Source organism: Flavobacterium sp. 9, from assembly GCF_002754195.1.
In the GTDB taxonomy this organism is placed as follows: domain Bacteria; phylum Bacteroidota; class Bacteroidia; order Flavobacteriales; family Flavobacteriaceae; genus Flavobacterium.
Genome location: NZ_PEEU01000001.1, coordinates 1,772,134 through 1,786,599, shown reverse-complemented (window position 1 = coordinate 1,786,599; position 14,466 = coordinate 1,772,134). Strand labels below are relative to the sequence as shown.

11 protein-coding genes are annotated in these 14,466 nt (G+C 33.5%); 6 read left to right on the top strand and 5 right to left on the bottom strand.

The genetic code is table 11. The features are described 5' to 3' along the window. Positions 1-81 precede the first annotated feature (81 nt). Entirely contained in the window at positions 82-2,298 is a 2,217-nt protein-coding gene (locus CLU81_RS06680; protein WP_099709121.1) for a radical SAM protein, read from the top strand. Positions 2,299-2,317: 19 nt separating this feature from the next. Here the strand turns inward: CLU81_RS06680 and CLU81_RS06675 are convergent, their stop codons facing one another. The 4 genes from CLU81_RS06675 to CLU81_RS06660 form a co-directional block, all read right to left on the bottom strand. Beyond that, positions 2,318-2,845 (bottom strand): hypothetical protein, encoded by a 528-nt coding sequence (locus CLU81_RS06675; protein WP_099709120.1) that lies wholly within the window; start codon positions 2,843-2,845, stop codon positions 2,318-2,320. 80 nt (positions 2,846-2,925) lie between these two features. Further along, positions 2,926-3,690: an MBL fold metallo-hydrolase gene (locus CLU81_RS06670; protein WP_099709119.1), complete on the bottom strand. Its 765-nt coding sequence runs from the start codon at positions 3,688-3,690 to the stop codon at positions 2,926-2,928. A gap of 56 nt (positions 3,691-3,746) precedes the next feature. Further along, complete coding sequence (locus tag CLU81_RS06665; protein WP_099709118.1) at positions 3,747-4,430, bottom strand: response regulator transcription factor; 684 nt, start codon at positions 4,428-4,430, stop codon at positions 3,747-3,749. Continuing rightward, the gene (locus CLU81_RS06660) at positions 4,427-5,689 is read right to left on the bottom strand and encodes a sensor histidine kinase KdpD (RefSeq protein WP_099709117.1); all 1,263 of its coding nucleotides are present in this window, start codon (positions 5,687-5,689) and stop codon (positions 4,427-4,429) included. The genes CLU81_RS06665 and CLU81_RS06660 overlap by 4 nt, the downstream gene beginning before the upstream one ends. Positions 5,690-5,854: 165 nt before the next feature. On the opposite strand from CLU81_RS06660, the gene CLU81_RS06655 reads away from it, so the two are divergent. Next, complete coding sequence (locus CLU81_RS06655) at positions 5,855-6,271, top strand: DUF1573 domain-containing protein (RefSeq protein WP_099709116.1); 417 nt, start codon at positions 5,855-5,857, stop codon at positions 6,269-6,271. Between the two features lie 187 nt (positions 6,272-6,458). After that, positions 6,459-8,039: a murein L,D-transpeptidase gene (locus CLU81_RS06650; RefSeq protein WP_099709115.1), complete on the top strand. Its 1,581-nt coding sequence runs from the start codon at positions 6,459-6,461 to the stop codon at positions 8,037-8,039. Positions 8,040-8,177: 138 nt separating this feature from the next. Here the strand turns inward: CLU81_RS06650 and CLU81_RS06645 are convergent, their stop codons facing one another. After that, a complete protein-coding gene (locus CLU81_RS06645; RefSeq protein ID WP_099709114.1) occupies positions 8,178-8,687 on the bottom strand; it encodes a C40 family peptidase in 510 nt (169 codons plus the stop codon). Between the two features lie 219 nt (positions 8,688-8,906). Here CLU81_RS06645 and CLU81_RS06640 point away from each other — a divergent pair, with 219 nt between their 5' ends. The 3 genes from CLU81_RS06640 (at position 8,907) to bglX (ending at position 14,192) form a co-directional block, all read left to right on the top strand. Beyond that, positions 8,907-9,995: an SGNH/GDSL hydrolase family protein gene (locus tag CLU81_RS06640; RefSeq protein WP_099709113.1), complete on the top strand. Its 1,089-nt coding sequence runs from the start codon at positions 8,907-8,909 to the stop codon at positions 9,993-9,995. Further along, the gene (locus tag CLU81_RS06635; RefSeq protein ID WP_099709112.1) at positions 9,985-11,364 is read left to right on the top strand and encodes a sialate O-acetylesterase; all 1,380 of its coding nucleotides are present in this window, start codon (positions 9,985-9,987) and stop codon (positions 11,362-11,364) included. Before CLU81_RS06640 ends, CLU81_RS06635 begins: the two co-directional genes overlap by 11 nt. A gap of 533 nt (positions 11,365-11,897) precedes the next feature. Next, a complete protein-coding gene (gene bglX / locus CLU81_RS06630; protein WP_099709111.1) occupies positions 11,898-14,192 on the top strand; it encodes a beta-glucosidase BglX in 2,295 nt (764 codons plus the stop codon). The last annotated feature ends 274 nt before the right edge of the window (positions 14,193-14,466 follow it).

The window sequence follows — 14,466 nt, the reverse complement described above, 5'->3', positions numbered from 1 at the left end:
ACAAAAGAAAACTAAAATATCAAGTTGAATCTTTTCATAAAAAGTCACTAAATATGCCTTATTTTTGCAAAAACATTTCTTTTGAAAACCAAACTCTTCGTCGTTACGCCTCCTTTTACCCAACTGAATACACCTTATCCAGCGACAGCATATATAAAAGGATTTCTAAACACTAAAAATATCGAATCGGTTCAGGCTGATTTAGGTATAGATGTGATATTGGAATTGTTTTCGAAGAAAGGTTTGATTGATTTGTTTGAATTTTCAAGTTTCAGGTTTCAAGTTTCAGGTTCTGAAACATCTGATAATTCAAAACGTATTTTTGCATTACAAGACGAATACATCAAAACTATTGACGCTGTAATTCAGTTTTTGCAAGGAAAAAATCCAACATTGGCATTACAAATTTGTCAGGAAGATTTTCTGCCCGAAGCTTCTCGATTTGCACAATTAGAAGAACTGGATTGGGCTTTTGGAACAATGGGAACGCAAGATAAAGCCAAACATTTGGCGACTTTATATCTTGAAGATATTTCAGATTTTATTGTAGAATGTGTCGATGAAAATTTTGGCTTTAGCCGATATGCTGAGCGTTTAGGCCGAAGCGCCAATTCGTTTGATGAATTATACGAAGCTTTACAACAAAAACCGACTTATATCGATTTGATTTTAATTTCACTTTTGAAAGAGAAAATCGAATCAATAAAACCGACATTATTTTTAATTTCTGTTCCTTTTCCTGGGAATTTATATAGCGCTTTTCGATGTGCACAATGGATAAAACAAAATCATCCCGAAATCAAAATTTCGATGGGAGGAGGTTTCCCAAATACCGAATTACGTTCGCTTTCTGACGCACGTGTTTTTGAATTTTTTGATTTTATTACTTTAGATGACGGAGAAGTTCCGATAGAAGAACTTGTTGAAAATTTGTCATCCCGAGCGGAGTCGAGGGACGAGAAGCGTTACAAAAGAACTTTTCTTTTAGAAGACGGAAAAGTCATTTACAAAAATAATTCCTTGAAGCATGATTACAAACAAGCTTATGTAGGAACGCCGGATTACTCAGATTTGCCTTTGGATAAATATATTTCGGTAATCGAAATTGTGAATCCAATGCATAGAATGTGGAGCGACGGCCGTTGGAATAAACTCACAATGGCGCACGGTTGCTATTGGGGAAAATGTACTTTTTGTGATATTTCATTAGATTATATAAAAGTTTACGAACCTGTTGCTGCCAATTTATTATGCGACCGAATGGAAGACATGATGCAGCAAACCGGTCAAAATGGTTTTCATTTTGTAGACGAAGCAGCTCCGCCGGCATTGATGCGTGCTTTGGCTCTGGAAATTTTACGTCGAAAACTTGCTGTAACCTGGTGGACAAACATTCGATTTGAAAAAAGTTTCTCCAAAGATTTATGTCTTTTATTGAAAGCTTCAGGTTGTATTGCCGTTTCGGGTGGTTTAGAAGTGGCTTCTGATCGATTATTAAAATTAATTGACAAAGGTGTAACAGTAGAACAAGTGGCAAAAGTTACCCGAAATTTCACTGAAGCCGGAATCATGGTTCATGCCTATTTAATGTACGGATATCCAACACAAACGATTCAGGAAACCGTTGACAGTCTCGAAATGGTGCGTCAATTGTTTGAAGCCGGAATTTTGCAATCAGGTTTCTGGCATCAATTTGCAATGACAGCGCATAGTCCCGTTGGTTTATATCCGGAGAAATTTGGAGTCACAAAAAAAACAGAAGCAATTGGAACTTTTGCCAATAATGATATTGATTATACAGATTCTACAGGAATCAATCACGATAAATTCAGTTTTGGATTAAAGAAATCACTCTTCAATTTCATGCACGGAATATGTTTTGATTATGAATTGCAAGATTGGTTCGACTTTAAAATTCCGAAGACGAAAATTGATCCCGATTTTATTTTTAATGCACTCGAAGAAGGAAATGATTTTAATACAAAACCAAATGCAAAAGTAGTTTGGTTAGGCGGAAAACCTTCTGTAGAACATTTTACAAAATCTAAAAAAGGAAGAACGTGGGAAATGATGACTTTTACTTTTCATGATAAAAAGGAAAGCTTCAACATTCAGACCAATAAAGAAGAAGGCGAATGGCTTGTCGATATTTTGACTAAAATCACAATTTCGAATGCTAAAAACTATACTTTTCAAGAAGTAAAAGCCGATTTTGAAACCAATTTAGATGATTTTGAATTGTTCTGGTATTCAAAACCAATTAATACATTGCGCGAATTTGGTTTATTAGTTTTATAAAGTTTTAAAAATAAATTAATTAGTATTTTGTTACCCAATAATGAAAATCTCTTTCTAAATCATAAGCCATTTTATTTACAATTTTTCGTATTATAAAATAAGGAGCTCCTATCATTAGTGACATATGAACTAAAAGAAATGGAACGATAAAAAATGGGATTTTATTTTCACTATTAAAAGCCATGCTTATAAAAAAAAGCGAATAAAAAAGAAGTATGCCAACTAGAAATAGAATCATTCTTTTTCTAAAACAAGAAATTTCAGCGTTTATGATTAATTGATCATTTTCCTGAGTTAATTCTCCAGTTACTTTCGCAAAAGGGTAATTCATGTCAAATAATTTTCTTCTCTTTTTTAATTCAAAATAATTGTTTTCAATATAGCCTTTATATTCATTTGTACTAGATTGAAAAACTTCGAATGGTTCATAACTTAAATTAGATTCATCTACATTAATTCTGAATTTTTCAATAAAATCTATTTTAGAAACGGGTAATTGTATGACAATGTCTTTGATGAAATTTATTTTTCTTAGAAAATCATTCATGTATTTTGGTTTGAATTGAAAACCAAATTTAATATTAAAATAGAAATTGAGTAATAATTTTATTCTTTAACAAAAAAAAATCAATACTCTACATAAGTTCCATCATTAGGAATGGCCGTTTTAGATAAAAGATCATTTTCTGCCAAAGCTGCTTTTAGTTGTTCTCTGGTCGTTGGACAATGATTTAAAGCTTCTAAATGATTTGCAAAAACTTTACCCGGAGCAAGAGCCGCAAATTTCAAAATATCATTCATTCTCATTAATAAAGGCTGACCAATATCTAATCTTGCCGTTCCGCAAGCAACTGTTGCAATATCAGGTTTAAACTCTACTAACACTTTTTCTACATGTTCAGTAAAAACAGTATCTGAGCTTATATAAATTGATTTTTCATTTGGCAATTCGATATGAAAACCCATTACATTTCCCATTAATTTTGCAACAAAACCATATCCATGAATAGCAGGGATTCCGGTGATTTTTCCATCCAGAAAAGGTTGAGGTTCCCAATAATCTAAAGTTTGAGCAATATTTAAACCTCGTTTAGCCAAAACTTTTTCATCTTTTGAACTACAAATAACAGCAATGCTTTTGCGTCTTAAAAAAACTTCTCCGGCTTTGTCAATATGATCAGGGTGCAAATGTGTAATCAAACAATGTGTTACTCTGCTTAGAATATCCCGACTATTTTTTGGCAAAGAAACCAACGGATTTCTCTTAGGTTTATAACGAAAGAAAGTAAAAGGCGGAATCGTTTTTCGCTTTCCTAACATAGGATCAACTAAGATTACATGTTGATCAGTTTCAATAACTAAAGTCGCGTTACGTAAATGATGTAATTTCATATCGGGGGATTTTAGATATTAAAAATACAAAAATTTAAATATTTATAGTCAAAAAACTACATTGTAAATCTAAAACCAATTCCGTGTAGGTTTTCTATAGAAATTCCTTTTTCATTAGACAGAATTTTACGCAGACGCGAAATAAAAACATCCAGACTTCTTCCCATAAAATAATCATCAGTTCCCCAAAGTGAGGTCAGAATTTGTTCCCTTTTTAAAACCGAATTTTTATTGTCAAGAAATAACTTCAGTAATTCAGCTTCACGTTGTGTAAGGCTGATTTTTTCGCTTTCGTTAAATAGAATAAAATTATTAGTGTCAAACTGGTATTTTCCAATTTCGTACACATTTTTTTCCGCTGGAACATTTTTCTGTGAACGCTTTAAGAAAATCTCAATTTTCAATAATAATTCTTCGATACTAAAAGGCTTCACCAGATAATCATCGGCGCCAAGACGTAATCCTTTAATACGATCTTCCTTTAAAGTTTTGGCCGAAAGAAAAATAATCGGAATGTCAGTATTGGTTTTTCTAATCTCAGTTGCCAATTCAAAACCATCTTTTTTTGGCATCATTATATCAAAGATACAAATGTCAAAATTTTCTTTTTTAAAGGCTTCCAAACCTAAATTACCATCACAGCAATGTGTAACATCGTAGTTATTTTGTTCCAAATTATCTTTGGTTAAAAACGCCAGAGTTTCATCGTCTTCGGTATAAAGTATTTTGAATTGTTTCATTTTTTATAAGGAATTGACAAGGTTATTGTTGTGCCATTTTCTAAATTATTTTCGGCTTTAATTTTCCAATTATGCAAGTTGCAAATTTCTTTTACATAATACAAACCAAGTCCAAAACCATTTACTTCATTGCTTTTTTCGTTTTGAGCGCGGTAAAACTTATCAAAGATAAACGAAATGTTTTTAGAAGCAATTCCAATTCCGTTATCAATAAATTTTAGCTTCAAAGTCGAATTTTCTACTAGTATCTGAATGATAATTTGAGGTTTTTGATTGCAATATTTTACAGCATTATCCAGTAGATTATAAACTAAATTGGAGAAATGAAAAACATCAGTTTCTATTGCATATTCATCTGATTGTTTTTCAATTTTAATAGAAGCTTCAGGATATTTTAACTGAATATTTTCGATCACTTCCTCAATAATCGGAACAATTAAAACAGTCTCTTTTTTTAATTCTAATGGAGTATAATCGGATTTTGCAATGTTTAGAATCTTCTCAATATGATGATTCAGTTTATTGCTTTGATTGATAATAATGTCAGTATAAGTATAAAGTTTCTTATCGTCTTTAATCGGATTTTGTTCAATTAAATATTTTGAAGCAATTAAAATCGAAGACAAAGGAGTTTTGAATTCATGCGTCATATTATTGATAAAATCTCGTTGCAACTCAGAATATTTCTTTTGCTGCAAAAGCGTAAAAATCGAATAAACATAAATCAATAAAATAAAAATAAGCGCAATAGAAAGTACAAACCAAAAACGCATCGAACTAAATAAATAAGTAGTCTCATTAGGAAAACGTACCGCAAAATAATAGACTAAATTTTTATGTTTTGGGAACGAAACTGTTTTTTTCGTCTGTTCTTTATCAGAAAATGAAATGTATTTTCCATAGACCATTTCGTCACTTTGGCAATTGTACATTGCAAATTCAAAATCAGTCGTAATGTTCATTTTTTTGAATTCGGCTCTCAAGTAAAACTCTAAAATATCCGGTTCAAAAGCATTATTGACATTGACAATATAATAGTCGTTCGAAATTTTCTGAACAGGATTTTGGCAGGAAGATTCATGATCTTTTCCCTCGTATAATTTTCTGGCAACTTCCAGTAAAGCAATATTTGCTTTCTGACTTAGTTTTTTCTGTTCTAAAGTAAAAGCCTCTTTGGTCCAAAGCAATTGCGCCACCAATATGCTAATAATGGCGACAAGTCCCAGAAGGATAATACTATTAAGTTTATTTATTTTCAAGAAAAAGGTGTTTTAAAGAGTGTAATATTAATCAAAATTATAGTTAAAAATAGCGATTAACAACTCGTTAACAAAGATTTGAAAGCGGTTAACAGCGATTTGATTTTGTCTGAAGTACTTTTGGAATATAAAATTTGAACTATAAACCATTTAAAATAAAGAACTATGAGAATTATTAAAATTTCGATGTTAGCACTAGCTTTAGGACTAATGTCTTTTTCAGCAATTGCACCGGTAAAAGCATTAGTTTCTGAAACGAATATAGCAACTTTTGATGCTTCAACTATTGTTTGGAAAGCTGAAACTATTGATGTTGGACAAATTCCACAAGGAACTCCAAAAGCGATTGTTTACGAATTTAAAAACACAGGAAAAACTGCTGTTGTAATTACGAATGTTCAGGGATCTTGCGGTTGTACTGCAACAGATTATACAAAAGAGCCAATTTTACCTGGTAAAACGGCTAAAGTAACAGCAACTTATAATGCCGCTAATAAAGGTGGTTTTACAAAAACAGTTACTGTAACAACAAGTGCCGAAACGGCGCCAAAAATCCTTACTTTAAAAGGAACGGTTATTTAAATAATTAAAGGTTGGTTATAAAGCGAAAAACTCCAAATGTGCCATGTTTGGAGTTTTTTTGTGCCTTGTAGTTAAATAAAATCACAACTGAGTTTTGATAATTTCAGAGATTGTAAAGCCAGTATTATTTTTTCTGCAGATGATTTGTTTTCAATAAAACTTTTCTATTTTTATTAAAAATATTATTATGAAAATTTTGTATTCGCTTGCTGCTGTTGTGCTTCTTTTTGCTGCTGTTTCTTGTAATTCTAAAGCAGAAAAAAAGGAAGAAGAATTGAAAAAGACCGTAGAAAAAGTAATACCAGAACTAAAAATCTCAATCGATAGTTCTAAAATTGCTGCTTTTTATCAAGCGTATCCCAAATTGGAGAAATTTCAAAACGATGTTTTTGCTTTATACAAGAAAAATAAATCTACTCAATTGTGGCTTGACAATAAAGGAATTGTTGAGTTTGCAAGTAATTTATTTAGTAAATACAAAGGATTAGATAGAGAAGGGTTGAAGGCTAATTTTCCGTATAATGAAAAAATCAATCCTATTTTTGATCATCTAGATGATAATAAATTATCGAAAGCAGACACAGATTTGATGATTACCAATTTGTATTTCTACTATGTTCAGAAAGTATCTGGCGTAGACGAAAAAACCACCAAATCATTAGAATGGCTTTTACCCCGAAAAAAAGTCAATTATCGGGTCTTTTCAGATTCCATTTATAAAAAGGCGACTATAAGTGATGACAAAAAGAGTAAAATGTTCAGTCAATATTACAAACTTCGTGATGCACTTCATGAATATAGAGAAATTGAAAAAAAAGGAGGCTGGAAAACAATTGAAGTTGGAGATGATTTTAAAAGTTTAAAAATTGGTGATTCTGTTCCAGCAATCGGGCAAATTAGAGAAAGACTTTATATTGGTGGCGATCTTAAAGAAAACAGTAAAAGCAATATTTGTGATTCGACTTTAATTTCAGCGGTCAAAAACTTTGAAACGCATCACGGATTAACTCCAAAAAACACAATTTTACCAGAACATATTGCCGAAATGAATATTCCGGTTTCAGACAGAATCAAAACGATTATTGCCAATATGGAGCGTTGCAGATGGATTGATCCTGCGCTTGAGAAAGGTCAGGAATATATAGAAGTTAATATTCCGGAGTTTAGATTGTATTTAATTCGAGATCACCAAATTGCTTTTGTATCGCCAGTTGTAGTTGGAAAAGCAATGACTCAAACGGTTATTTTTAGCGGAATGATGAACAATATTGTTTTTAGTCCGTATTGGAATGTTCCTACGAGCATTATCAATAAAGAGATAAAACCCGGAATGGCAAAAAACAAGAATTATTTGGCTCAGAAAAATCTAGAGTGGAATAATGGCGCCGTTCGCCAGTTGCCTGGAAAAAATAATTCGCTTGGTTTAGTGAAATTTTTGTTTCCAAATTCGAATAATATTTACTTACACGATACACCGGCAAAAAGTTTATTCGAAAGAGAAAACAGAGCTTTTAGCCATGGATGCGTTCGCGTAGGAAAGCCAAGAGATTTAGCTATTGAACTTTTAAAACAAGATCCTTCATGGACTCCTGCTCGAATCGATAAAGCAATGCATGCCGGAAAAGAAAGTTGGTATAGCTTAAAAAAGAAAGTTCCTGTTTATATTGGATATTTTACTGCTTGGGTAGATAGAAAAGGAAATCTGAATTTCTATAAAGACGTTTATCAAAGAGACGAAAGTTTGATAAAACTATTGACAGAAGAATAAAATTATTTGCGAGTAAACGACATTAATTTGCCCGCAGATCTAGCAGATTGAGACAGGTTTAATTGTTTTTTTGAGATATTACAATAAATAAATCTGCGTACATCTGTTTAAATCCTTTTAAATCTGCGTGCAAAAAATCTATTTAGAAATCACATCAATACATTTATAATAACGTTTGCTATAATGGTCAGAATCTAAATCGCTAATAGTTACACTTCCGGCTTTTCCAGAAGAAGCGTGAATAAATTTTGAATGCATTCCATTTGCCTCACAAATAATCCCAACGTGACCAACAATTGTTTTGTTCTTGTAACCATAAAAAACTAAAATATCTCCCACTTTAAAATCTTCGGGAGATAATTTTGTGCCTAAATTTTTAAAACCGCTAGAACTTCTCGGTAAAGTAATGTTGTAATTTTTAAAAATATAATTTACAAAACCAGAACAATCAAATCCTTTTTTCGGGTCATTTCCCGCATATAAATAAGGTGTTCCCAAATATTTTTTTGCATAAAGAATAATAGAATCTCTATCTATTTTATTTTGTGTCACTTCAATAGAACTTACTTCAAAAGTAGTTTTTGTTTTTATAGTAAAAGACGATAATATAAGAATTGCTGCAAACGCAACATAAAAGGTTGATTTCATTTTTAAGAGATAATGTGAAATTTAATTGATAAAGATTATCGTTGCTTTTGAGCGATAAAGGATATCGTTTGCAATGTAGTTCATTAACTAACGATAAAAACGATAAAATAGTCTTATAATTTTGGTGTTTTTTTATTGCCTTTTGATGTTTTAGTATCTTTCTATATACTTCATTTCAAATATATTTGTGAATCGTATTTGTATTTTAACAAATAAATTATGTTTCTCAAAAAAATAGCCCTTTTAAGTTTGTTTTTGCTGATTTCGGCAACTTCCATTTCACAAACCAAAAATAATAAATTTCTATACGCCGGTCGGGTTGAAAAGCTTCAAAACAATAATGTTGTCTTAATTGGAACAGCTTCTTCTGTTTCTTTTAATTTTACAGGAAATGAATGTTCGATTTCACTTAAAAGTATAGATTCTTATGAACATCATAATTATGCTTCAATAGTTCTGGACGGAAAATATATTGGTAAAATAAGAATCGAAAAAGGTGCAGCACAATCTTTTCCTATAAAAGTTACGGCAAAGAAAAAAGTACATCTTTTAGAAGTTTATAAAAATACCGAAGCACAAAGCGGGAATATTTTATTTGCCGGAACCACAGCAAAACTGACTACAATTTCTGCAAAAAAGAAAAAGAAAATCGAATTTATTGGAGATTCTATTACTTGTGCAGCAGCGAGCGATTCAGTCGATTGTGATAAAGGCGAATATATGGATCATCATAAGGGTTATTATGCTTATGGTCCAAGAATTTCAAGAGAAATTGATGTTGATTATTTAGTAAGTTCCGTTTCAGGAATTGGAATGTATCGCAATTGGAATGATGAGAATAAAGATGAAGCGATTATGCCCGATGTTTATGAAAATTTATATTTAACAAAAGATCCTTCGAAAACCAAATATGATTTTGCTTTTCAGCCAAATATTATCAGTATTGCTTTAGGAACCAATGATTTTTCGGGCGGAGATGGAAAAAAAGAACGTTTGCCTTTTAATGCCGAAAAGTATATTTCGAATTACATCAATTTTATCAAAATGCTTTATAAACACAATCCGAATGCTCAGATTGTGATAACAAATAGTCCAATGGTTGGCGGAGACAGAGCGATTGTTTTTGAAGATTGTCTGAACAAAGTAAAAGCCGCTTTTGCGAATGATAAACCGCATAAAGAAATTCTGATTTTCAAATTTAAACCAATGACACCGAAAGGCTGTTTAGGACATCCGGATGTTGCAGATCATAAAGTTCTGGCAGATGAATATGCTCCATTTTTAAAAAAGTTACTAAATGAAAAATAATATATTTAAGTTTGTTTTCATTCTGATGATTTCCAGTACTATGATGGCAAACGTTACGCTTCCGAATATTTTTGGCGACAATATGGTTTTACAACGCAACTCCGAAGTGAAGATTTGGGGTTGGGCAAATCCTAAGGAAGAAATCAAACTGGTTTCGAGCTGGAACAATCAGGAATATAAAGTTGTAGCAAACAATCAGGCGCAATGGGAACTTCATGTAAAAACTCCCGAAGCCGGAGGACCTTACACCATTTCTATAAAAGGATATAATGAAGTTGTTCTTAAAAACATTTTAATTGGTGAAGTTTGGATTTGTTCCGGACAATCTAATATGGAAATGTCTGCAAGTTGGGGAATCGATAATGGTGAAGAAGAAATGAAAAATGCCACGAATTCCAATATTCGTTTTTTCTTAGTTCCGAAATTAACCGCTACAACTCCGCAAAATAACCTATTAGGAAACTGGACAGAATCGACTCCGGAAACCATGAAATACTTTAGCGCAATTGGTTATTTCTTTGCCAAACGCTTGCGCGAAGATTTAAAAAATGTCCCAATTGGATTAATTTCTTCTAACTGGGGCGGAACTCCTGCTGAAATCTGGATGCCGGAAGAAGTCGTTCAGAATGATCCGGTTTTATTAGAAAATGCCAAAAAACTCAACGAACAAGAATATGGACCTCGCCAACCTGGACGCGCTTACAATGCGATGATTTATCCGTTTGTGGGTTTCAAGATTGCGGGAACGCTTTGGTATCAAGGCGAATCGAATGTTGGTTCATTGGTTTATGATAAAACATTATCGACTTTGATTACTTCTTGGAGGAAAGTTTGGCAAGAAGAATTTCCTTTTTATTTCGTTCAGATTGCGCCGTATAAAACGGGCAGCAATAACTTCTCTAATGTCACGGTAAGAGATTCACAAAGAAAAATCCTGAAAGAAGTTCCAAAGACAGGAATGGTTCTGACAAGTGATATTTCGGATACTATAGATATTCATCCAAAGAATAAAAAGTCGGTTGGAATTCGTTTGGCAAATTTGGCTTTAGCCGAAGTTTATAAGACGAATAATAATGTGGTAAACGGACCACTTTTTAGAGATCTTAAAATAGAGAAAAACAAAGTAATCATTTCGTTTGATTATTCAGAAGGATTGTACTTTAAGAACAAAATTTCGAATCAGTTTGAAGTGGCTGGAACCGATGGAGTTTTCTATCCCGCAGAAGCTTCTATAAAAAATAATCAGGTGATTTTGACGAGTAAAAAAGTTCCAAATCCTGTAAAAGTAAGATTTGCATGGGGAAATACAATTCAGTCAGATTTGTTTAATAAAGCAAATTTGCCGGCTTCTTGTTTTGTTTCGGAGTAGAGGAATTTTAGATTTTAGTCCCGAAGCCTCGGGATAGATTTTTTTGCCCACGGATTTTACTGATGTAACGGATTGACGCAGATTTTTCTTGTTGTTACGTTTCATTTTTGTCAGACTGAGCGAAGTTGAAGTCCCGGAAAGTGAAACATAAAGTTTGTCATTCCGAGGAACGAGGAATCTCCGCAAGAAACTCGACAAAGATTGGAAATTAAGCTTTTTTTTTGTCATTTCGACCGAAGGGAGAAATCACACTAGAAATTCCGTAATCAAAGTCGCCAATCTTTGTCGAGTTACGTGTGTGATTTCTCCTCCGTCGAAATGACAAGATTGTGGAAATTGAAGTTTTTCTTTTGGAAACAAAACATTCTCGTTTGCCGTTCGCGTGAGGGATAGAAGAGAAAAGCCCACAGCCTGACGAAGGAAGTGCGAGGACTTGAAACGCATAGCCCGACCCGCCTTTTTCGGCGGGACACGCCCAAATTAAACTTAGAACCTTAGTATCTCAGTCCCTTAGCTCCTTTAAAAAAAACATTATGAAAAATCAAAAAATAATAACAATTGGGATTTTTGCCCTGTTTACTGTTGGAAATATGAATGCACAGAAAAAGCCTTATTTGGATAAAAATAAAACTGTAGAGGAACGTATTGATCTTCTTTTGCCATTGATGACTTTGGAGGAAAAAGTGGGGCAAATGAATCAATATAACGGATTTTGGGATGTTACCGGACCAGTTCCAAAAGGCGGAACGGCGGAGTTGAAATACGAACATTTGCGAAAAGGTTGGGTTGGTTCAATGCTTACGGTTCGCGGTGTGAAAGAAGTTCGTGCGGTTCAGAAAATAGCAGTTGAAGAAACTCGTTTGGGAATTCCGTTGATTATTGGTTTTGACGTTATTCATGGTTATAAAACGTTGAGTCCAATTCCGTTGGCAGAAGCTGCGAGTTGGGATTTGGAAGCGATTAAAAAGTCGGCGGCGATTGCGGCAGATGAAGCTTCGGCATCTGGAATTAACTGGACTTTTGGTCCAAATGTTGACATTGCAAATGATGCACGTTGGGGTCGCGTGATGGAAGGCGCGGGTGAAGATCCGTATTTGGGAAGTAAAATTGCGATTGCAAGAGTGAAAGGTTTTCAAGGAGAAACAATCACTGATTTGGCTAAAGTGAACACGATTGCAGCTTGTGCGAAACACTTTGCTGCATACGGTTATGTTGAAGCTGGATTGGAATATAATATTGTGGATATTAGTAATTCTAAATTATATAACTCAGTTTTACCACCTTTTAAAGCGACGGTTGACGCTGGAGTTCGTACGTTTATGAATTCGTTTAATACGCTTAATGGTGTTCCGGCAACCGGAAATGCATTTTTGCAAAGAGATATTCTAAAAGGAAAATGGAAGTTCGATGGTTTTGTGATTTCGGATTATGCTTCGATTCGTGAAATGATTGCACACGGTTATGCAAAAGACGAAGACGATGCAACGGCAAAAGCGGTAATTGCAGGTTCTGACATGGATATGGAATCGTATTTGTATGTGGCAAAATTAGCGGCATTAGTTAAGGAAGGAAAGGTTAAAGAAGCTTTGGTTGATGATGCAGTTCGCAGGATTTTGCGTGTCAAATTTGAATTGGGATTGTTTGACGATCCTTACAGATATTGCGATGAGAAACGTGAAAAAGCGGTTGTTGGAAGTAAAGCCAATAATGACGGAGTTCTTGATATGGCGAAGAAGTCAATTGTATTGTTGAAAAATGAAAAGAATTTGCTTCCGCTAAAAAAATCAGGTCAAAAGATTGTTTTGATTGGTGCTTTGGTAAACGATAAAAATAGTCCCTTGGGAAGTTGGAGAATTGCATCGGATAATAATATGGCAGTTTCGGTTTTGGAAGGAATGCAGCAATATAAAGACAATCAATTGACGTTTGAAAAAGGCGCCGATTTGGTTGTTGGAAAAACAAGTTTCTTAGATGAGGTAATTTTTAATACAACTGATAAAAGCGGATTTGAGGCTGCAAAAACAGCTGCCAAAAACGCCGATGTTGTTGTGATGGTTTTGGGAGAACATGGTTTTCAGAGTGGAGAAGGACGTAGTAGAACGGATCTTAATTTGCCTGGAGTTCAACAGGAATTATTGGAAGAAATTTATAAAGTAAACCCAAATATTGTTTTGGTTTTGAATAATGGTCGTCCGTTGAGTATTCCTTGGGCTGCAGAGCATATTCCTGCTATTGTTGAAGCTTGGCAGTTAGGAACTCAAGCCGGAAATGCTGTTGCACAGGTTTTATACGGAGATTATAACCCGAGTGGAAAATTGCCTATGTCTTTCCCTAGAAATGTAGGTCAGGTTCCAATTTACTATAATAAATACAGTACAGGAAGACCAACAGATGTTGACAAAAATGTGTTTTGGTCACATTATACTGATATTGCAAAAACACCTCAGTTTCCGTTTGGTTTTGGTTTGAGTTATACCAAATTTGATTATAAAGATTTGAAATTAAATAAAACTGCTTTTGCAAAAGGAGAAAATGTACAAGTGAATGTTACTGTTACGAATTCAGGAAATTATGACGGAAAAGAAGTCGTTCAATTGTACATTCATGATCAATATGCGAGTATTGTTCGACCAATAAAAGAGCTTAAAGGTTTTGAGTTAGTTAATTTGAAAAAAGGAGAAACTAAAACAGTAACTTTTACTTTGACAGATGAAGAACTTGGTTTTTATGATAATGATGGAAATTATTTAGTTGAACCGGCAACTTTTAAAATTATGGTTGGAGGAAGTTCTGAGAATGGTTTGGAAAGTGGTTTTGAATTGAAGTAGCAAAGAAATAATCTCGCAAAGACGCAGAGGCGCAAAGTTTTTTTTGCAAAGGTGCAAAGTTTTTTTTCGCCACGAATTCACGAATAAATTGTTTGAAATTCGTGAATTGCTTCGCCTGTTCGCTATTGCTCGAGTCGTGGTGATTTTTTTGCATAGCCCCTAGTTTTAACTAGGGGAATAAGATTTTAATAGAAAAGGGCTTTAGCCAAACTTTACGAGTTTGGCTAAAGCCTTTTTGTTTGTGTTTATATTTTCATCCAGCTAAAGCTGGACG

What these genes read in the sequence shown, in the direction of transcription:
- CLU81_RS06645 (WP_099709114.1), bottom strand. Translation starts at nt 8,687, where the DNA reads ATGAAATCAACCTTTTATGTTGCGTTTGCAGCAATTCTTATATTATCG.
- CLU81_RS06650 (WP_099709115.1), top strand. Translation starts at nt 6,459, where the DNA reads ATGAAAATTTTGTATTCGCTTGCTGCTGTTGTGCTTCTTTTTGCTGCT.
- bglX (WP_099709111.1), top strand. Translation starts at nt 11,898, where the DNA reads ATGAAAAATCAAAAAATAATAACAATTGGGATTTTTGCCCTGTTTACT.
- CLU81_RS06655 (WP_099709116.1), top strand. Translation starts at nt 5,855, where the DNA reads ATGAGAATTATTAAAATTTCGATGTTAGCACTAGCTTTAGGACTAATG.
- CLU81_RS06670 (WP_099709119.1), bottom strand. Translation starts at nt 3,690, where the DNA reads ATGAAATTACATCATTTACGTAACGCGACTTTAGTTATTGAAACTGAT.
- CLU81_RS06640 (WP_099709113.1), top strand. Translation starts at nt 8,907, where the DNA reads ATGTTTCTCAAAAAAATAGCCCTTTTAAGTTTGTTTTTGCTGATTTCG.
- CLU81_RS06675 (WP_099709120.1), bottom strand. Translation starts at nt 2,845, where the DNA reads ATGAATGATTTTCTAAGAAAAATAAATTTCATCAAAGACATTGTCATA.
- CLU81_RS06665 (WP_099709118.1), bottom strand. Translation starts at nt 4,430, where the DNA reads ATGAAACAATTCAAAATACTTTATACCGAAGACGATGAAACTCTGGCG.
- CLU81_RS06635 (WP_099709112.1), top strand. Translation starts at nt 9,985, where the DNA reads ATGAAAAATAATATATTTAAGTTTGTTTTCATTCTGATGATTTCCAGT.